Source organism: Pseudoalteromonas sp. SCSIO 43210 (assembly GCF_054133285.1).
Genome location: NZ_CP087225.1, coordinates 227223 through 247016 on the forward strand (window position 1 = coordinate 227223; position 19794 = coordinate 247016).

Below are 19794 nucleotides of genomic sequence, written 5' to 3' on the forward strand. Positions count from 1 at the left end.
ACAGCCGTCACTGTAACAAATTTAGGATTTAAAATGAGCGAACAAGATAAAAACGTAAAGCTTTCTGATAACGAGCGTTTGAAAAGAGAAAGTAACTTTTTACGTGGCACCATAGAACAAGATTTAAAAGACGAAATTACCGGTGGCTTTACCGCTGATAACTTTCAGCTAATACGTTTTCACGGTATGTACCAACAAGATGACCGTGATATACGTGGTGAGCGTGCTAAGCAAAAGCTAGAGCCCCTACATAATGTAATGTTACGTGCACGTATGCCTGGCGGTATTATTAAGCCAGAGCAGTGGTTGGCAATTGATAAGTTTGCAGATGACAAAACAAGCTACGGCAGCATCCGTTTAACAACGCGTCAAACGTTTCAGTTTCATGGTGTGCTAAAGCCAAACATCAAAGGCATGCACCAAATGCTTGATAGCGTGGGCATAGACTCTATTGCTACCGCAGGTGATGTTAACCGTAATGTGCTTTGTACTACTAACCCAGTTGAGTCTGAGCTACATCAAGAGGCTTACGATTGGGCTACAAAGATTTCTGAACATTTATTACCAAAAACAAAAGCGTATGCCGAAATTTGGTTAAATGGAGAAAAAGCGCAAACTACAGAAGAGCCAATTTTAGGATCTAACTATTTACCGCGTAAGTTTAAAACAACGGTAACAATTCCGCCTAATAACGAAGTTGATATACACGCTAACGATTTAAACTTTGTGGCTATTGCTGATAACGGCAAGCTTGTTGGTTTTAACGTATTAGTGGGCGGTGGCCTTGCCATGACGCACGGCGATACAGCAACTTATCCGCGTAAAGCCGATGACTTTGGTTTTATACCGCTAGAAGATACCTTAAAAATTGCAGAGCATGTTGTATCTGTGCAGCGCGATTGGGGTAATCGTTCAAATCGTAAAAATGCAAAAACTAAATACACATTAGACCGTGTAGGCGTTGATGTATTTAAAGCTGAAGTAGAAGCGCGTTCAGGCGTTACGTTTGCGCCAAGTCGCCCGTTTGAGTTTACTCATCGTGGCGATCGTATTGGTTGGGTTGAAGGCATTGATGGTAAGCACCACTTAACATTATTTATTCAAAGCGGTCGTATTTTAGACTACCCAGGCAAGCCGCTTAAAACAGGTTGTCGTAAAATCGCTGAAATTCACCAAGGTGATATGCGCATGACGGCTAATCAAAACTTAATTATTGCCGGTGTGCCTGCTGATCAAAAAGCGGCAATTGAAGAAATCGCCCGTAGTCATGGCTTAATTGATGACACAGATTCGCAGCAGCGTAAAAATTCAATGGCGTGTGTTTCACTACCAACGTGTCCACTTGCAATGGCCGAAGCAGAGCGCTACTTACCAAGCCTAGTAGAAAAAACGGAAGCATTACTTGCAAAGCACGGTATACCAGATGACAGCATTATTATGCGCGTTGTAGGTTGCCCGAACGGCTGTGGCCGCGCAATGCTTGCTGAAGCTGGTTTAGTAGGTAAAGGTCCTGGTAAGTACAACGTTTACTTGGGTGGTAATTTAGAAGGCACGCGTATTCCTAAATTGTACCTTGAGAACGTAGGCGAAGATGTTTACCTAGACGCATTCGATAAGCTAATTGGCCAGTGGGCTAAAGAGCGCAATGACGGTGAGTGTTTTGGTGACTTTGTTATTCGCAAAGGCATTGTTGCTGAAGTAAAAGTATCAGTAACCGATTTTCACGCTTAATTAAATACCAGCGCTAAGCGCTGGTGAGGTTTGGAATTTACCATGAGTGAATTTAAAAACATTTTACAGCTAGATAAACAAAGCCAAGCGGCTATGTTAGCTGATGCTAATGGTTTACTAGCAAATATGAGCGCAGAGCAGCGCGTTGCGTGGGCGCTTGATAACTTACCTGATACGGCCTTTTTATCATCTAGCTTTGGTATTCAAGCAGCGGTAATGCTGCATCTAATGACTTCACAGCGTCCTGATATTCCTGTTGTATTAACCGATACAGGTTATTTGTTTCCTGAAACGTATCAGTTTATTGAGCAAATGAGCGAGCGCTTATCACTTAATTTAAAAGTGTATAGAGCACAGCTTAGTCCTGCATGGCAGGAGGCTAAATTTGGTAAATTATGGGAGCAAGGCGAAGGTGGAATTAAGCAATATAATCAGCTTAATAAAGTAGAGCCAATGACCCGTGCGTTAAAAGAAATAGAAGCGGGTACTTGGTTTAGTGGCCTAAGACGCGATCAATCATCTACACGTGCAGATAAACAGTTTGTAGAAATTAGTCGTGGCACAGTTAAAGTGTACCCGATTATTGAATGGTCGAATCGCGATGTGTATCAGTATCTTACTAAGCATGACTTACCTTATCACCCATTATGGGAGCAAGGTTATGTGTCGATGGGAGATGTACACACTACGCGTAAATTAGAGCCGGGTATGACAGAAGAAGAAACTCGTTTCTTTGGTTTAAATCGTGAGTGTGGGTTACACATTGATGGCGATGGTATTTAACGCGGCACACGTATAGCTAAATCGAAAATAAAAATGCAGCTTCGGCTGCTTTTTTATTGTGAAAAAATTGCCGGATTAAGTATTTTTAATTAGACTCAAAGGATAAAGGATTAATTTAAAGCAGGAACGCTATGAAATACTTTGCCTATTTAGCAATATCAATCATGACTATTGCGCTCATATCTTTATTTTATTTAAAAAAGCCCGATGGTAAAACATGGCTTTCAGTGTCATCAATGAGTGACAAGTCGCACCATATTAAAGAAAAAATAGTGACACTCACCGATAATGCTGTACATAACGTAAAGCAAGCAAGCGAAAAAATAGTGAGCTCTACAGCCTCAAATAGTAAAATTTTTAAATGGCAAGATGACACAGGTCAATGGCATTTTTCAGACACGCCAAATCCGCATGCAAAAAGCATTGAGGTTAAACTCAATCCAAAAGATATTACAGTTATTGCCGCAGAAGATACGTCTATTTTAAATAACACTCCAAAAGTATCAAGTATGTCAGCAGCATCAGAAACAATAAGTATTTTAGATCCTGATTCTGTTCAAAAGTTATTTGAAGATGCAGGGAGCGTACAAGATAAACTTGAAAAACGTAACAAAGAAATTAATAGCTTAAGCGGTCTATAATAAAGCTAAGGTTTTTATAGGCACGTCGCGATAACGTTTCTCGGCTTCCATGAATAATATGGTTAAATATATCTTTGTCGAAGTGGCAATAGTACCCCTATAGCAATATATGCAGCCGCGACCATTATCCTCTTAATATCATGCTCGACAGTAAAGTAGCTCGATACAATTAATGTATGGCCAGTCACAAAAAGGCCTCCCTTTATTAAAAGGGAGGCCTTTGTTATTTTTAAAACATACTTTGCTTAATTGAGCATATTACGCAGTACATATTGTAAAATGCCGCCGTGTTTGTAGTAATCCCACTCTTTAGGGGTATCAATACGTACATCGGCACTTAAGCTAACTTTTTTACCTTCAGCATTGGTTGCAATAACGGTGACTTCATCGGTTTTATCATACAAGCCATCAATATCAAATTGCTCTTGCCCTGTTAGCCCATGTGACTCGTAGCTTTCACCTTCTTTAAATTGCAGCGGTAATACACCCATACCAATTAAGTTAGAGCGATGAATTCGCTCGTAGCTTTGCGCTACAACCGCTTTAACGCCTAATAAAAGAGAACCTTTAGCTGCCCAGTCGCGAGATGATCCCGTACCGTACTCTTTACCGGCCAAGATAATTAACGGAGTTCCGTTTTTTTGATACTCCATAGCTGCATCATAAATACTTGCTAAGTCATTTTCTGGCTGGGTACGTGTTACACCGCCTTCAGTTCCCGGTGCTAATAAGTTTTTAAGGCGAACGTTGGCGAAAGTACCGCGCATCATTACTTCGTGATTACCACGGCGTGAACCGTACGAGTTAAACTGGCCTTTATCTACGCCGTTTTCTTGCAGGTATAAACCTGCTGGTGCGTCAGCTTTAATAGCGCCCGCCGGGGAAATATGGTCAGTGGTTACTGAATCCCCAAGCTTAGCTAGACAGCGCGCACCTTCAATCGTCGGAATGCCCGGTGGTTCTACTTTCATGCCATCAAAAAAGGGTGCTTTTTTAATGTAGGTTGATGCATCGTCCCAATCATAAAGTTTACCATCAGGTATTTGAATTTGCTGCCAGCGGCTGTCACCTTCATAAACGTTAGCGTAGCTTCTTGCGAACATTTCTTTAGTCACTGTTTCTTTAACTAAGTCACTAACCTCTTTAACGCTTGGCCAAATGTTTTTAAGGTAAATATCGTTGCCGTTAGCATCCTGTGCGAGAGGTTCGTTGTATACGTCAATATCTGTTCTACCTGCAATAGCGTATGCAACAACAAGCGGAGGAGACGCTAAAAAGTTCATCTTAACGTCTTGGTGAATACGCCCTTCAAAGTTGCGGTTACCTGATAAAATAGAGCTGACCACTAGTTTATGTTTTTGAATCGCGTCTGATATTTCAGTTGCAAGTGGCCCTGAATTACCAATACACGTAGTACAGCCATAGCCTACTAAATTAAAGCCTAGACTTTCTAGGTCGTCCATCAAGCCTGCTTTTTCTAAGTAGTCGGTAACTACTTTAGAGCCAGGTGCAAGGGATGTTTTAACCCAAGGTTTTACATTAATACCTAATTGCTTCGCTTTTTTAGCGACCAAACCTGCGGCTAAAATTACACTCGGGTTCGAGGTGTTAGTACAACTGGTAATCGCGGCAATAACACATGCGCCATCGTTTAGCTCAAACTCTTGCCCTTTAAATTTAACTTTAGCGGCGCCCATAAACTGCGCTTCATCAACAGGTTCATCGGGGTTTGTTGCCGGGCCTTCACTTTCGATACGCGCTTGTTCTTCATCGCTTTTATCACGACGAGCCATACGCTCATCTTGAAAGCCTTTTAAATGCTCGCTAATAACTTTGCCAGCCTCATTTAAGGCAATTCTGTCTTGAGGACGTTTAGGTCCTGCAAGGCTTGGTACAACATCATCTAATTTAAGCTCGAGTGTGTCGGTGTAATTAGCTTCGTCGCCATCGTTACGCCATAAGCCTTGGTGCTTAGCGTAATCTTCAATGAGTTTAAGTTGCTTCTCATCGCGGTTTGTTAAGCGAAGATAGTTAATAGTTTCATCATCAATCGGAAAAATACCACACGTAGCGCCGTACTCTGGTGCCATGTTAGCTATGGTTGCTCTATCAGCGAGTGGTAAATCGGCAAGACCGTCGCCATAAAACTCGACAAATTTACCCACTACACCATGATTACGTAATATCTCTGTTACTGTTAATACTAAATCAGTTGCGGTGGTCCCTTCAGGTAGGCGGCCGCTTAGCTTCATACCCACTACTTGTGGGATGAGTAAGCTAATTGGCTGCCCAAGCATTGCTGCTTCGGCTTCAATACCGCCTACACCCCAACCAAGCACACCTAAGCCATTAATCATGGTGGTGTGAGAGTCAGTCCCTACAAGCGTATCTGGGTAAGCGAATTTTTTGCCGTCGCGCTCTTCATTAAAAACAACGCGCGCTAAATATTCTAGGTTTACTTGGTGAACAATACCGGTTGCGGGTGGCACTACTTTTAAATTATCAAAAGCGGTTTGCCCCCAACGCAAAAATTCGTAACGTTCTTTATTTCGGTCGTATTCAAGCTTTGCATTTAAATCAAAAGCACCCTCGTTACCATAGCCATCTACCTGTACCGAATGGTCAATCACCAGTTCAGCAGGCGATAACGGGTTTATTTTTGCAGGATCCCCACCTAGTTTTTCCATTGCGTCACGCATCGCGGCTAAATCTACAATAGCGGGTACGCCGGTAAAGTCTTGCATAACAACACGGGCGGGAGTAAAGGCAACTTCTGATGCAGGCTTTGCTTGAGGATCCCAATTGAGAAGGGCTTGAATGTCTTGTTCTTTAATGTTTGCGCCATCTTCGTTACGAAGGAGGTTTTCGAGTAATACTTTTAAGGAAAAGGGCAATCGTTTTGCTTTGTCACCAAGTCCTTTTAGAGAATGAATATGGTATTGCTCACCATTAATTGTGAGCTGATGTTGGGTGTCGAAACTATTATTCATTATTTGCCCCTTTATGAATTATAAAAATATTTTGAAGAGTGACCTCTGTAGTGCTTGAGTTGCAAAGTACATACCAGCGTAAAAAACCGTACTTAGAGAACGAAATTTATACAGTTACCATGATAGAGATGATGCTGAAAACTTTATTTTCAAGGATGATTTAAAAGAGGGAGGGGGGCCAAACGTTATTCGGTCCATACTGATACCTACTTGATTAAAAAAATGATCATTTTATCGCATTAAATAGCGCACTCACTGCGTTAAAAATTATTTTATAGAACAACTATATATCGTAATTTCGCCTCGTGATTACGCTATTTTCTTAGCGTTATAATAGCCCACTAATTTAATGCAATTGGTATAATTACTGTAACCAGCCTTGTTGCGTAACTTTAACACTCACACAAAGTAAAACCGGCCAAAAGTGCCTCTTAATACGGCAATAGTAAATGTAATGGTTAACTAAATAGGAATGTTAGAATGCGCAGCTTGTTGATTTATAGTTGGTTTAATTATCATCTTGGGAGTCATCATCTGCATAAAAATACAATAACGCCAAGTAAGTTCCATACGAGTTAATGCCTATACAGCAGGTTTAAACCAATGTTGGGATGTATTGACAGGCATGTAACCACCTTATTTTTATTATTTACTAACACGCCCTAGGTTATTGAAGAGTAAAAAGGCCAACTATATAAGTTGGCCTTTTTATATAAAAAGAGGGGGTTTTAAATACTTAACCAAATGAAATAGGACGACGTCCTGTTTTGTCATCTACTTTTGGCTTTTTAGTTCGCTTACGCTTACTTTTAGCAGGCTGAACTGTTGGTTGAGAGACCGCCGGCTTTGGTTCAGTGTGAGTTTGTACAGCAGGTTTTTCTGCAGGGATTGCATCCGCACTTAGTGATAGTTGAAAAAACTCACCATCAAACTCTAACACATCACCACTGTATAATTTTTTCCGTTTAATTGTACAAATTTCATGGTTAACACCCACATAGCCTTCAGTTATTAGGTTTTTAGCTTGGCCGCCACCTTCAACTAAGTTTAGTACTTTTAATAATTTACAGAGCTCAATCGGCTCTTCTTCTAATTCTATTTCTATGTATTCTTCGTTCATATTTGCTCTCGGTGGGGTAACGCACAAGCTTTAGTATAAAGGCTTGCAGCTACTTTTGCACCAAAGCAAGTGACTTTAGCTAATTGTAATAGGTAAATAGTTATGAAAGTTTTTATGTATTTTGTCTGTCTTTAAAAAAACTGAAGCAATTGAAGGTTAAGCTTTGCGGCAGTTAATTTTACGTATGGCCTGCTAATTGCTAAAACTTTGGCGGAATAAATATTTTTCATTAAATGGAGTAGGAAATGGGCGTAAGATTAGCAATGAAAAAAGAGCTAATGGGATTAGATAATTCAGGTATGTTAACTGCTGACGATGTTAGAGAGCACCTTGCTAATTCTGTAAAAAAGCAAGCTGATCAAGATGAGCGCGGTTTTTCTGTAATTTCAAAATTCAATGATACCCATAGCCGTTTAGTTAGTGGTGATGCCACGAGAAAAACAAAACTTGAATTTGAACGTCATCGTTTGTTTAAAGAAGTTTTATATACTCGTAAAAGTGTTGATGCTTGGTTAGATAGCCAAACAAATTAAATTGCCATAAATAGTTACCTTTAATAGACTACAATTGTAATCAAAAGGGGGAACTATGAAAAATGGATTTTAATATGTGTGTTGGCATTACTATTAGCTGCGTGCCAACAACCTACCGTGTATGTATTTAGTGAAAACTTGCAAGATGAACAGCGCAATCAGCTCGATGCTGCGCTAAAAGCACAATCGCTCCCTTATGAATATGTTGAGCTGCAAATTCAATCACCAAAGTTCAACACGCCCTAATATTATCAAGTGACAAAATTTACCCAAAAGAGACTGAGAAGTTAGCTACTATTATGCAGGGGATAGGTTACGAGCCACAAGTTAACTATACAACGCGTTCAAATCATTTTTATTGTGATGGCAATATAGGCTTTTATCTAAAAAATGCAGTGGCGGGTACAACCTTTGTTATGCCTAAAAAGTTACGAACAACTCAATGTAGCGAAGACAAGTACAATGATTTAGCGGTCAAATTTGCAAATGAACATGTTGAATTTACACTACCAAGTGGCGCAATAGTTAGGCTGAGTTGGGAGTATTTATATGGTTATCTTGTTATTAATTACAAAAATCCTTCGCAAACATACAGTCACTCACGACCACTTATAAATACGCCCTTTGGCGCCAAACCATCCGATACTTACAGGTTTACAGCTCACGTTAATAACCCCAACTGGCTTGATTGCTCACTACAAATTGTTTATATGGACTGAGTGATAGAGTTAACCGTGGGTTTCTATATGCTCACTTAGTTTTGCAATTCGTTCGCTCATGCCCTCGATAATACGGTCTTTAATTTTTTCACGTATAACATTAGGTAAACGAGTCAATGCTTCAGGAGTTATAGCGAGTACGATAGTGTCGCTTTTAGCTTGGGCATTGGTACTTCTTTGTCTGTTACCAATAAAGGCGCCTTCACCTATAAATTCACCGGGCTCAATGGTACCTAATTCTAATAAGTGATTATGCTTAAAGACTAAAAGGGCGCCACTTAGTACAATGTATAAATGTTTGTCGTTATCAAACTGCTTAAATAAAAATTGCTGTTGGTTAACTAAATACAACAGGCCAAACGATTCTAATAATATTTGACGTTCGTTGAGCGTAAACTCTTTAAAAAAGTGTAGCCTGTTTATAATTTCCATTTGTTTGAATAATGGAATATGTTCGATTAGCTTCATCAATAACCAAATTTGTTAGACACGTTTAATTAGCTAATATTGCGCTCTTTTAACTTACGGGTCAACGTGTTGCGTCCCCAGCCAATTTTTATAGCTGCATCTTGTTTATGGCCAGAACAATTGGCGAGAGCTGTTTTTATTAGCCGAGTTTCTAGTTGTGCTTGAATATCGGGCCAAATATTTTCTTTGCCTTGTTTAAGTTCGTGGTTAAGCCATTGTTGAAATGCATCAAGCCAATCACCTTCCTCTTGAATTGGCGACGCATCAAGGATCTCAGGCGGTAAATCTTGTTCTGTAACAAGTTCACCTGGCGCCATCACAGTAAGCCAACGACACGTATTTTCGAGCTGACGTACATTACCTGGCCAATTAAAGAGTTTAAGCTGCTCTGTTGCTTTAGGGCTGAGTACTTTGCTTTCTACTTGTAAGTCTTTAGCGCTTTTGTGCAAAAAATGTTGCGACAAGCGATCAATATCTTCAGTGCGCTCCCGAAGAGCTGGCAAGCGTAGGCGTACTACGTTTAAACGATGAAATAAATCATCCCTAAATTTACCTTGTTTAACTAAGTCTTCCAGATTTTGATGCGTAGCTGCAATAATGCGTACATCCACCTTTATGCTTTGATGCCCGCCCACACGATAAAATTCACCATCGGCAAGCACGCGCAATAAACGTGTTTGCACATCAAGAGGCATATCACCAATTTCATCTAAAAAAAGCGTGCCGCCATTGGCTTGTTCAAAACGCCCTTTACGCACACTATCAGCGCCCGTAAATGCGCCTTTTTCGTGGCCAAATAATTCTGACTCAACAAGTTCTTTTGGAATTGCGGCCATGTTAAGTGCAATAAATTGATTTTCTTTACGTGGACTATGATTATGTAAGGCGCTGGCGACCAGTTCTTTGCCTGTGCCAGACTCACCATTTATTAATACACTCATGCTAGAGGCTGACAGTTTACCTATTGCTCTAAATACCTCTTGCATAGCGGGTGCTTCACCAATTATGTGTGCACTTTTAGGTGGGGCCTGCTTACGTTTAGTTTTTTTTGTAGAGTTTGCTCTAAATGCACTTTCAACAAGAGCAACCGCTTCGTTTAAATCAAACGGTTTAGCTAAATACTCAAAAGCACCTTTTTGAAAGGCATTAACGGCCGAATCTAAATCTGAGTGCGCGGTCATTATAATAACCGGTAGCCCAGGGTTTTGCTCTGCAATAAGCTCAAGTAAAGCCATGCCATCCATGCCAGGCATTTTTACATCAGACACCAAAACAGCTGGTTGGCTAAACTTTAATGCACTTAATACATCTTGCGCATTAGCAAAGCTTTCCGTGTTAAACCCTGCTCGGGTAAGTGCCTTTTCAAGTACAAAGCGAATTGAGGCATCATCATCTACAAGCCAAACTGTTTTCATGCAAACTCCAAACATTAATCTGCAAAGGGCAGATAGATATTAAATTCAGTATGTCCAGGCCAGCTATCACATTCAATATAGCCGTCATGCTGATCAATAAGCGTTTGCGCAATAGAAAGTCCAAGTCCTGAACCACCTTCTTTATTGGTGATCATCGGGTAGAACAATGTTTCGCGTATGCTGTGGTCAATGCCTGGTCCGTTATCAGATATTTGGATCAACAAGGCTTTTTTAGGTGCTTTACCTGGGCGACGATGTTGATGGTTTATGCGGGTTTTTATTTTTATTTCACCGCCATCAACGAGCGCCTGTTGGGCATTACGAACAATGTTTAATACGACTTGTTGTATTTTGCCTTGGTCAATATATACATCAGGAATACTCGGGTCATAATCCTTCACTAAGCCAATATTAGAACAATTATCTAACGTACTTAGCCTGACAACCGACTCTAGGGTTTGATGAATATTGCCATAAGACTTTTGCGGTAGCTGATTTGGCCCTAAGAGCCTATCTACTAATTCGCGCAATCTATCTGCTTGCTCAATGATAAGCTCAGCGCATTGGTCTCTTTCTTGTTGATCAACTTCATACTGCAATAACTGCGCCGCTCCGCGAATTCCACCTAAAGGATTTTTAATTTCGTGCGCTAAGCCACGAATTAAGTTTCGTGCAGCTTGATATTGATGCATTTGGTTTGATGCTTGGTCGTGCTTTATTTCATCATCTGTTTGGCGCCATTCTAATAATATATATAACGTGTCTTTAAATTTAAGCTGTCTTGAGCTGACTGCTACCTTGGCATGACGAGAATCGCTAAAAACCACGTCAGCTCTATGTTGCTGGCAATCAACGCCATCAATTAATGAATACTGTTCAATACGTTTCAAGTCAATAGAATGGTAATTAAAAAGGCTATCGAAAGGTTGATCTAACAAGCGTTTAGTACCAAGACCAAGTAACTCACTCGTACTGGTATTAGCATAAACAACAGTAAATTTTTTATCGAGCAACATGACCGCTGTTGTTTGGTTTTGCCAGATAGCGTCAAGCAGTTCTGGGCTGAAAATTTCATTATTAATCATAGTTGCACCATTTTAGTGCGCTAATATTTACAGGCAATTAATATTAATAAAATGCACTGCTGCGCCTCAGTTTTAAACTTAAATTTAGTTCTTGAATGTTATACCAATCTGCTTAATTAAGTGAGCTATTTTGAGGTATGAAAACCGTGTCGATAACAGGGCAAAAAATTCGTTATTTAGTTGTTCTATATCAGAAATTTTTAACACAGTTAGCGTCAAGCTTAAGCCCTCAAATTGATCAAGTATTATTGCGGATTGGTATTAAGCCCTTTCTGCGCATAAAAAACACATAAGGTTGGCTCACGGCAATAATTTGGTTTTTATTATTCAACAGCTTTACTTGCAATGTATGTTCACCGCGTTCAACATCTTTTATAGCAAAGGTTGAATCATGACTAGCAGGGCCATGTGTTTGACCATCAACAAACAGCTGTATTGTTAACCCACTTTCGAACCGTGGTGTTATACGGCTGGTAACATATACCGTGCCTGTATTTTCATGAATTGTCTGATTATGCTCTGGTGACAAAATAGCAATGTTAAACGCTGCTTTTTGGGGTTGAGGTTGGTTATTTAAAATATAAGTATTGGTCGCAGGCATTGTAAGGTGCTGACTTGTAAGCTTTACCTCCGTCGCGCCTTTATGCGGTGTATCTGAGAGCACTAACACGCCATTTTTATCTTCCCAAGCGTATATTTTTTTTTCAGCAGCATAGCCATAATTACTTAATCCTAAAGTAATTGTTAGTAATAAAATGTAATTATTCACTCGGCGGTCCTGCGTTTTAGAGTAACTTTACTCTAGTGGAGATTGCTTTGATTTACCATTAAAAAAGCCCGCAGAGCAGCGGGCTTGAGAACACACATATTTTTTACAGCTTAATTAACAGCTGTAGTACATTTCAAACTCAACTGGGTGAGTTGTCATGTTAAGTTTTTCAACTTCTTTAGATTTAAGTGAGATATAAGCATCAATTAAATCATCAGTGAATACACCACCTTGAGTTAAGAATTCACGGTCTGCGCTAAGTGCAGATAGTGCTTCGTCAAGTGATGCTGCAACCGTTGGAATTTCTGCTGCTTCTTCAGCTGGTAAGTCGTATAAATCTTTATCCATAGCATCGCCAGGGTGGATCTTGTTTTTGATACCATCAAGGCCAGCCATAAGCATTGCTGAGAAAGCAAGGTATGGGTTAGCAGTTGGATCTGGGAAGCGTACTTCAATACGACGACCTTTTTCAGATGGAACCACTGGGATACGAATTGATGCAGAACGGTTACGTGCAGAGTATGCAAGCATAACTGGTGCTTCAAAACCTGGTACTAAACGCTTGTACGAGTTAGTAGAGGCATTTGCAAAAGCATTGATTGCTTTAGCATGCTTAATGATGCCGCCAATGTAGTAAAGTGCATCTTCAGAAAGACCGCCGTACTTATCACCAGCAAAAAGGTTTACACCATCTTTAGCAAGTGACTGGTGACAATGCATACCAGAGCCGTTATCACCAACAACTGGCTTAGGCATAAACGTTGCTGTTTTACCGTATAAGTGAGCCATGTTATGGATAACATATTTCATTTCTTGAATTTCATCCGCCTTTAATACCATTGTATTAAAGCGAGTAGCGATTTCGTTTTGACCTGCTGTTGCTACTTCGTGGTGATGTGCTTCTACTACTTGGCCCATTTCTTCTAGCACTAGACATGTAGCTGAACGCCAATCTTGGAAGTCATCAACTGGAGCAACTGGGAAGTAACCGCCTTTAACACCTGGACGGTGACCTGTGTTGCCATCTGCATATTCTTTATCTGAGTTCCAAGCAGCTTGCTTAGAATCAATTTTATACATAGAACCAGACATGTCTGATTTGTATTTAACATCATCAAATACGAAAAATTCTGGCTCTGGGCCAAATAACACAGTGTCTGCAATACCAGTTGAACGCATGTAATCTTCAGCACGCTTAGCAACTGAGCGTGGGTCACGTTCATAACCTTGAAGTGTTGAAGGTTCAACAACGTCACAACGAACAATTAGTGTTGTTTCTTCTGTGAAAGGGTCTAATTTGATAGAGTCTGCATCTGGTAATAAAACCATGTCTGACTCATTAATGCCTTTCCAACCAGCGATTGAAGAACCATCGAACATTTTACCGTCTTCGAAAAAATCTTCATCAACTTGATGATGAGGAATAGAAACATGTTGTTCTTTACCTTTAGTGTCAGTAAAGCGTAAATCAATGAACTTAACGTCATTTTCTTTAATAAAATCTAAAACCGATTGTGACATGTGTCCTCCAAGTGTGGGGTTTTGTTATTGCTGCATAATTGCTTTAGCATTTATTAAGCTGATTTTGTGCCATTTTTATAACTGCATGTTTATAAATTAAAAAAAATAAGTTGTTATAAAATTCAGCATAGTGGCGCACTAGTTTGGTGCGTAAAATATCCCTTTTGGTGCAATATTTACACGGTGCAATTTGCTGATAATTTAATCGCTTAAAATTAGCATAAACTAAATGCAAAAGAGTACCAAAAAGATCGGAAAAATAGCCAAAATGGCTGTTTCTCGAAAAAATATCGAAATTTAATTCATATAATTGTCATATATAAAACAGATACTTAGTGAAAGTATTGAGAAAGTTTTAAAATTTGTATTGGATAAACTTTCATCCATGTCATTAATGAGGGATAATATGCGCCCTTTTAAATCCTATGCTTGGACATCTCGTGAAAACGCAGATGAGTGCGTAGATCTTGCAGGATCATTGAGAATTTAATTTCTCTGAGTAAATATATGAGCATCGAAAAGTTAAGAAATATAGCGATTATCGCGCACGTTGACCACGGTAAAACAACACTGGTTGACAAACTACTTGAGCAATCAGGTACATTAGAAACACGCGGCGGTAACGAAGAGCGCGTGATGGACTCAAACGACATTGAGAAAGAACGTGGTATTACCATTTTGGCTAAAAACACAGCCATTTCTTGGAACGACTACCATATCAATATCGTAGATACTCCGGGACACGCCGATTTCGGTGGTGAAGTTGAACGCGTACTTTCGATGGCTGACTCAGTATTATTACTTGTTGATGCTCAAGAAGGTCCAATGCCACAAACGCGTTTCGTTACGCAAAAGGCATTCGCGCAAGGCTTAAAGCCAATCGTAGTTATCAATAAAATTGATAAGCCAGGTTCACGTCCTGATTGGGTTATGGATCAAATCTTTGATTTATTCGACAACCTTGGCGCAACTGACGAACAGTTAGACTTTAAAGTAATCTACGCTTCAGCAATCAACGGCTGGGCAACACTAGATTTAGACGAGCCATCAGAGAACATGGAACCTATGTTCAAGATGATCGTTGAAGAAGTATCACCACCGGATGCAGATCCTGAAGGTGACTTCCAAATGCAAATTTCTCAACTAGATTACAACTCTTATGTTGGTGTAGTTGGTATTGGTCGTATTAAACGTGGTTCTGTTGCTCCTAACCAACAAGTTACTATTATCAGTGCTGATGGCACTACACGTAATGGTAAAATTGGCGCAGTACAAAGCTACCTAGGTCTTGAACGTATCGAAACTGATAGAGCTTACGCTGGTAACATCGTAACTGTAACAGGTATTGGTGAGCTTAAGATTTCTGACACAGTTTGTTTCCCAGGAAACGTTGAAGCATTACCACCACTAAGTGTTGATGAGCCAACTGTAACAATGACATTCTCTGTAAATAACTCACCTTTCTGTGGTAAAGAAGGTAAGTTTGTAACGTCACGTAATATCCGTGAGCGTTTAGACAAAGAATTAGTACACAACGTAGCACTTCGCGTTGAAGATACTGCTAGCCCAGATAGCTTCCGTGTTTCTGGTCGTGGTGAATTACACCTAGGTATCTTAATCGAAAACATGCGTCGTGAAGGTTACGAGCTTTCAGTTTCTCGTCCAGAAGTTATCTTACGTACTGTAGATGGCGTTCTAGAAGAACCGTTTGAAACAGTGACTATTGACTGTCAAGACGAGCATCAAGGTTCTGTTATGGAACAAGTTGGCCTACGTAAAGGTGAACTTACTAACATGACTCCAGATGGCAAAGGCCGTATGCGTTTAGACTTCATGATCCCTAGCCGTGGTTTAATTGGTTTCCAAACTGATTTCATGACGCTTACTTCGGGTTCTGGTCTTATGTACCATACGTTCGATCATTACGGTCCTCACAAAGGTGGCGACATCGGTGTTCGTAAGAACGGCGTAATGATTGCAAACGCAACTGGTAAAGCACTTACTAACGCGTTATTCAACTTACAAGAGCGCGGCCGTTTATTCATCGGTCACGGTGTTGAAGTATACGAAGGTATGGTTATCGGTATTCATAACCGTGATAACGACCTTACAGTTAACGCCCTTAAAGGTAAGCAGTTAACTAACGTACGTGCATCTGGTACTGATGAAGCGCAAACGCTTTCTCCGCACCTTAACTACTCACTTGAGCAAGCGCTTGAGTTCATCGATGATGACGAACTAGTTGAAGTTACTCCACTAAACATTCGTATCCGTAAGAAACACCTTACAGAAAACGAACGTAAACGTGCGGGTCGTGCACCTAAGTCATAATCTATTAATTTAGAATAATGATTTTAAAAGCCGCTGTATTGCAAAATACAGCGGCTTTTTTGTATTTGATAAAACATCTCGAAGCTTTAAAGTCAAGGCAACTATTTGCGGCAAGGCTAGAGTCGCTTTTAGAAAAAAAAGTATTATTTCTAGGAGTACACTGCTAAATTGCTATGGGAGTTATTATGGAATTTGATGAAATAGTTTTAGGTGATAGAACTATTGCAGGTTTTAAATCTGATTTTGAGATTGACGTAATTCAGATTTTGAAACATTTAAATACTTGTGAGACCGCTTTTAAAAATTTCATACTTACAAATGAGAACCCTAAATTTAAGTGGGTTCAAGAATATGTATTTTTGTCTTTAGAGACTTCTGTTACTTCATTGAGGTTATTAGCCGAAGGTCATATTAATGCCGCTGGTAATACTATGAGAATATCTTATGAATCTCTCTGTATGTCTATCTTGCTTTCATCCCCAGTAAGGTTAAAAGTTGGTCGTGGTAAACAACAAAAAGAGATAGATTTTTATTCTGGCTATTTAAATAAAGATGCCTTCACTAAAGCGCACTTATCAATTGATTTAGTAGTAAGAAATGCAAGCGTGTTAGGCGTTACATCGGGAAAAGGTTGGCTCAAACAAGCTAAAGACTTTTATAATGGTTATAGTCATGCTTCTGAAATGGTATTTTCTTCTTTAGTACTTAAGTCCGGTAAATCGATTATAGGTGGTGGTTATAATGAAGAAAAACGAGAAATAATTTCAGCTCATTTAAAGCAAATTCATAAATTAGCCAAACAACTTCCAGAACTTATTAAGGAAATTTCTTTGCGTAATCAATTAAAATAATAAATAAAGTTATTCTTTGATAGGTAATTTTTTCGTTGGGTTTCGCTGCGCTCAACCCAACCTACGTGTTCAATTATTTTATTGGTAGTTACTTACTTTTTAGGGAGTAGGGTGATTTTGCCAAATACGTCGGCATCTATAAAGCCACGATTTCTGTCGCCATTTACTGGTTGTACTTCGTGTGAGCCCATAAAGTGCTCGCGCACGTCGCTGCCATCGTTATCGCAATACGCTAGCATAAAGCCGATTACTTGCTTTTCGCTAAGTGTAATAGGGGGGTTTTTAGCCCCTTCTTTATAATCATTTGGGTAGAGTTTTATTGCTACTTCCCACGTAATGTTAAAAGGTGCGGTGGTGTTGCGCTTCCAGTTACTCACTAGGTGGTCGGTATACAAATGGGCTTGTTTATCAGGTCCGTAATCGGCGGCTTGGTTATCAAGGCCAATATGGTACGCCAAAGCGGTGTGATTAAATTGGTGGTTTCCACCGGATGCATCGCTATCAATAAATACTTCAAGCGCATCGTCATCCCAATATTTATACGTTGGATCAGCGTGTGTATCTATTAAAACATCATCCACAATATCGGCTTGTAGATATAAATAGTTTTGATCCCACAGTAAGCGATAACGCCCTTTAAAGTCGGCATCGTTTGATGGTAGTGTGCCATCCATTAAATAAGGCATGTCGTGCCAAGTGGCTTTATTCCACGCATCTTCTGATACGCCATCAATAGTAATTGGAGTTGATGTATGTTCAACATCAATAGCCATTGCTGGCGTGCTTAATAAAAAGCTTAAGGCGAGTGCTAATTTTTTCATTAATTTCTCAATCTTATTATGTATTTTTATTGATGTAACACCATCTTAAAGTAGCTAAGTGATTAGTTACAGTGAAATACTTTCGCCTTCGTTTAAAATATACAGCGGTGTTTTAGCATCCATTTTTTTAACCATGTGCAATAAGCGCAGCAAGGCTGAATGACTGCTGTGGTCGCCCATTTTCCAACTTGAGTTACCGTATCCCCACGGTATCATTACTCTACAATTAAGCTCTTGTGCTGCATTAAGCGCGTCTTCTGGTGTGGTATGCACGTAACGGTACCAGTTAGGATCGTCTTTACTGTAGTAAGAAGCGATTGGCATTAAGCAAATATCGATATCGCCGTATTTTTGCTGTATATCTTTAAAGTGTTTTGAGTAGCCTGTATCGCCTGCAAAAAATAAGGTGCTACCGTTCTGTTCAAGTAACCAGCCATTCCAAAGGTCTTTATCGTGATCTTCGTAAATAAAGGGCACTAATACACGAGCGCTAAAATGATGAGCTGGCACGGCATTAATAGCTAAGTCGTCAATACTCGTTTTTGCATACCAGGCCATTTCGCTAATGTTAAATCCACCTGTTGGGAAGTTATCAGCCATTCCCAGTGGCGTTAAGTAGCGTGGTTTGTTACCTATTTCGGCTATATCTGCTTTATTAAAATGATCATAATGAAGGTGAGAATATATAACGGCATCTAAATTAGTTAGTTCGCTGTTAGTTAGCCAGTCACCGGGCTTACGATAAAACCCTGAGGCAAGTTTAAAGGCTAAATCAACAGGGGAGTCGAACTGCTCTTTTACAGGATCAAACACCACTTGCTGCCCGTTTGGTGTGCTGATCATAAACCCTGCATGGCCAAGCCAGCGAACAGTGTATCCGGTATTTAATTTTGGAGTTACTTGCCCCGCAATATATTGGCAGTTTTCACTTCCTTCTTCACATTGCAAATGAGTGTTGCTTGGATAGCAGTCATTTTCACAACTAATAGGGTACGTTTTTTTGCCTGGGTATAGATTATGGTAGCGCCCTTCGCGCTCACCATCTTTATGTAGTGGTACAACAGTATCAGGCCCTGCGATTCTTTCTATGTGATTAGCAGTTCCGCAAGCGGTTAGTAAGCTAGAGATAGCCAAAAGAGTTAAGGTACTTATTTTCATTGTAGTTTTTTATTTTAATTCTAATTTTATGAAAGTGTACCAAAAACGTTAGATTAATAAGTGGTTAAAAAGTAACAAAAAGTAAAAATAAATAAGCCTGCGAAATTGCAGGCTTATTTTTGTTTGTTTGTAATATATTAGTTAGCCTGCGCTATTCATTTGTTCAATAAATTTGTTTGAATCGGCAATCGATTTGTTCATGTCGTTCATTAACACTTGTATGTCGCGTTTAAGGTTAGTGAACTCGCCTTTAATAGCCGATACCGCTTGTGCGTTTAAGTTATGCTTTAAATATAAAACATTATCGTGAAGCGACGTTAATACTGGCTCCATTTTACTCTCTGCGCTGCGCATCGAGCGTAATAACTGTTCAAATTGACGCTTAGTCGCGGTTAGCTTTTTGCTGCTTTCACGCTTAAGTGATGCGCTTTTGTATTGCTCTAGCTCATCGCTCCACTCATCAAAAAGTGCTTCTGCTACGTCTTCTACTTTATTGATGTTAGTTGAGACTTCGTTTGCGGCTTTTAAGCTCGACTCGTAATCGTCGTTTAATTGATTGTAAGTGTCTTGTAGTTCGCCACCATTAAAATCGATTAGAGTAGTTAAGCGCTCTAGTGCCGATTTAAATTCTTCTTGAGACTCTTGCTGCGAGTCTTTGGTTTCTTCTACGCGATCGATAAGGATGTCGCGTTTGTGAATACCTACTTTTTCCATTGCAGAGTAATAAGCTGTTTGGCAACCTGACAAAGTAAGTGTTAGTACAAGCATTGAAACACTAAGTAATGTTTGTTTTTTCATCTGAATTCCTGTTTACGCGTGTTAGTGCTGTAAATTATGGCGCTGATTGTTATTATAATC

The 19794-nt window shown here is 39.7% G+C and carries 16 protein-coding genes and 1 pseudogene; 7 read left to right on the forward strand and 10 right to left on the reverse strand.

Going from position 1 to position 19794, the window contains the following annotated elements; genetic code table 11:
- Window positions 1–33: 33 nt before the first annotated feature.
- The 3 genes from cysI (at window position 34) to LOS73_RS00995 (ending at window position 3155) form a co-directional block, all read left to right on the forward strand.
- Entirely contained in the window at window positions 34–1731 is a 1698-nt protein-coding gene (cysI, locus tag LOS73_RS00985) for an assimilatory sulfite reductase (NADPH) hemoprotein subunit (RefSeq protein ID WP_457934331.1), read from the forward strand.
- A 42-nt stretch (window positions 1732–1773) separates the two neighbouring features.
- A complete protein-coding gene (locus LOS73_RS00990) occupies window positions 1774–2514 on the forward strand; it encodes a phosphoadenylyl-sulfate reductase (RefSeq protein WP_033029261.1) in 741 nt (246 codons plus the stop codon).
- Between the two features lie 131 nt (window positions 2515–2645).
- Window positions 2646–3155: a DUF4124 domain-containing protein gene (locus LOS73_RS00995; RefSeq protein ID WP_337119580.1), complete on the forward strand. Its 510-nt coding sequence runs from the start codon at window positions 2646–2648 to the stop codon at window positions 3153–3155.
- A 245-nt stretch (window positions 3156–3400) separates the two neighbouring features.
- Here the strand turns inward: LOS73_RS00995 and acnA are convergent, their stop codons facing one another.
- Window positions 3401–6145, reverse strand: coding sequence for an aconitate hydratase AcnA (gene acnA / locus LOS73_RS01000; protein WP_457934332.1), 2745 nt, complete (start codon window positions 6143–6145; stop codon window positions 3401–3403).
- Between the two features lie 736 nt (window positions 6146–6881).
- On the reverse strand, window positions 6882–7265 hold the full coding sequence (locus LOS73_RS01005; protein ID WP_008133330.1) for an RNA-binding S4 domain-containing protein: 384 nt from the start codon (window positions 7263–7265) through the stop codon (window positions 6882–6884).
- A gap of 245 nt (window positions 7266–7510) precedes the next feature.
- On the opposite strand from LOS73_RS01005, the gene LOS73_RS01010 reads away from it, so the two are divergent.
- Window positions 7511–7798 (forward strand): hypothetical protein, encoded by a 288-nt coding sequence (locus tag LOS73_RS01010; RefSeq protein ID WP_007582180.1) that lies wholly within the window; start codon window positions 7511–7513, stop codon window positions 7796–7798.
- Window positions 7799–7870: 72 nt separating this feature from the next.
- Window positions 7871–8517 (forward strand): annotated as a pseudogene (locus tag LOS73_RS01015) (hypothetical protein).
- 9 nt (window positions 8518–8526) lie between these two features.
- On the opposite strand, the gene LOS73_RS01020 reads toward LOS73_RS01015, so the two are convergent.
- From LOS73_RS01020 to glnA, 5 genes are all read right to left on the reverse strand, one after another.
- On the reverse strand, window positions 8527–8985 hold the full coding sequence (locus LOS73_RS01020) for a Crp/Fnr family transcriptional regulator (RefSeq protein ID WP_008133336.1): 459 nt from the start codon (window positions 8983–8985) through the stop codon (window positions 8527–8529).
- A gap of 29 nt (window positions 8986–9014) precedes the next feature.
- Window positions 9015–10400 (reverse strand): nitrogen regulation protein NR(I), encoded by a 1386-nt coding sequence (ntrC, locus tag LOS73_RS01025; protein ID WP_008133337.1) that lies wholly within the window; start codon window positions 10398–10400, stop codon window positions 9015–9017.
- Window positions 10401–10414: 14 nt separating this feature from the next.
- Window positions 10415–11485, reverse strand: a complete 1071-nt coding sequence (glnL, locus tag LOS73_RS01030; protein ID WP_008133339.1) for a nitrogen regulation protein NR(II) — start codon at window positions 11483–11485, stop codon at window positions 10415–10417.
- Window positions 11486–11723: 238 nt separating this feature from the next.
- A complete protein-coding gene (locus LOS73_RS01035; RefSeq protein WP_457934333.1) occupies window positions 11724–12254 on the reverse strand; it encodes a DUF4124 domain-containing protein in 531 nt (176 codons plus the stop codon).
- Window positions 12255–12368: 114 nt separating this feature from the next.
- Window positions 12369–13775, reverse strand: a complete 1407-nt coding sequence (gene glnA, locus LOS73_RS01040; RefSeq protein ID WP_007376208.1) for a glutamate--ammonia ligase — start codon at window positions 13773–13775, stop codon at window positions 12369–12371.
- A gap of 507 nt (window positions 13776–14282) precedes the next feature.
- Here glnA and typA point away from each other — a divergent pair.
- Window positions 14283–16106 carry a translational GTPase TypA gene (gene typA / locus LOS73_RS01045; RefSeq protein ID WP_007376210.1) on the forward strand — a complete coding sequence of 608 codons (1824 nt, stop codon included), beginning with the start codon at window positions 14283–14285 and terminating at the stop codon, window positions 16104–16106.
- A gap of 185 nt (window positions 16107–16291) precedes the next feature.
- Window positions 16292–16957, forward strand: coding sequence for a hypothetical protein (locus LOS73_RS01050; RefSeq protein WP_007376211.1), 666 nt, complete (start codon window positions 16292–16294; stop codon window positions 16955–16957).
- A gap of 92 nt (window positions 16958–17049) precedes the next feature.
- On the opposite strand, the gene LOS73_RS01055 is transcribed toward LOS73_RS01050, so the two are convergent.
- The 3 genes from LOS73_RS01055 to LOS73_RS01065 all read right to left on the reverse strand — a co-directional run bounded on the left by LOS73_RS01055 (window position 17050) and on the right by LOS73_RS01065 (window position 19734).
- On the reverse strand, window positions 17050–17778 hold the full coding sequence (locus tag LOS73_RS01055; protein WP_007376212.1) for a CBM9 family sugar-binding protein: 729 nt from the start codon (window positions 17776–17778) through the stop codon (window positions 17050–17052).
- Between the two features lie 66 nt (window positions 17779–17844).
- Entirely contained in the window at window positions 17845–18936 is a 1092-nt protein-coding gene (locus tag LOS73_RS01060; protein WP_457934334.1) for an MBL fold metallo-hydrolase, read from the reverse strand.
- A gap of 141 nt (window positions 18937–19077) precedes the next feature.
- On the reverse strand, window positions 19078–19734 hold the full coding sequence (locus LOS73_RS01065; RefSeq protein ID WP_007376214.1) for a DUF2959 domain-containing protein: 657 nt from the start codon (window positions 19732–19734) through the stop codon (window positions 19078–19080).
- Window positions 19735–19794: the final 60 nt, after the last annotated feature.

Excerpts from the sequence above, each read along its gene's own strand:
- typA (WP_007376210.1), top strand. The coding sequence starts at position 14,283 with ATGAGCATCGAAAAGTTAAGAAATATAGCGATTATCGCGCACGTTGAC.
- acnA (WP_457934332.1), bottom strand. The coding sequence starts at position 6,145 with ATGAATAATAGTTTCGACACCCAACATCAGCTCACAATTAATGGTGAG.
- LOS73_RS01005 (WP_008133330.1), bottom strand. The coding sequence starts at position 7,265 with ATGAACGAAGAATACATAGAAATAGAATTAGAAGAAGAGCCGATTGAG.
- cysI (WP_457934331.1), top strand. The coding sequence starts at position 34 with ATGAGCGAACAAGATAAAAACGTAAAGCTTTCTGATAACGAGCGTTTG.
- LOS73_RS01020 (WP_008133336.1), bottom strand. The coding sequence starts at position 8,985 with ATGAAGCTAATCGAACATATTCCATTATTCAAACAAATGGAAATTATA.
- LOS73_RS00995 (WP_337119580.1), top strand. The coding sequence starts at position 2,646 with ATGAAATACTTTGCCTATTTAGCAATATCAATCATGACTATTGCGCTC.
- LOS73_RS01055 (WP_007376212.1), bottom strand. The coding sequence starts at position 17,778 with ATGAAAAAATTAGCACTCGCCTTAAGCTTTTTATTAAGCACGCCAGCA.
- glnL (WP_008133339.1), bottom strand. The coding sequence starts at position 11,485 with ATGATTAATAATGAAATTTTCAGCCCAGAACTGCTTGACGCTATCTGG.
- LOS73_RS01065 (WP_007376214.1), bottom strand. The coding sequence starts at position 19,734 with ATGAAAAAACAAACATTACTTAGTGTTTCAATGCTTGTACTAACACTT.
- LOS73_RS01010 (WP_007582180.1), top strand. The coding sequence starts at position 7,511 with ATGGGCGTAAGATTAGCAATGAAAAAAGAGCTAATGGGATTAGATAAT.
- LOS73_RS00990 (WP_033029261.1), top strand. The coding sequence starts at position 1,774 with ATGAGTGAATTTAAAAACATTTTACAGCTAGATAAACAAAGCCAAGCG.
- LOS73_RS01050 (WP_007376211.1), top strand. The coding sequence starts at position 16,292 with ATGGAATTTGATGAAATAGTTTTAGGTGATAGAACTATTGCAGGTTTT.
- ntrC (WP_008133337.1), bottom strand. The coding sequence starts at position 10,400 with ATGAAAACAGTTTGGCTTGTAGATGATGATGCCTCAATTCGCTTTGTA.
- LOS73_RS01060 (WP_457934334.1), bottom strand. The coding sequence starts at position 18,936 with ATGAAAATAAGTACCTTAACTCTTTTGGCTATCTCTAGCTTACTAACC.
- glnA (WP_007376208.1), bottom strand. The coding sequence starts at position 13,775 with ATGTCACAATCGGTTTTAGATTTTATTAAAGAAAATGACGTTAAGTTC.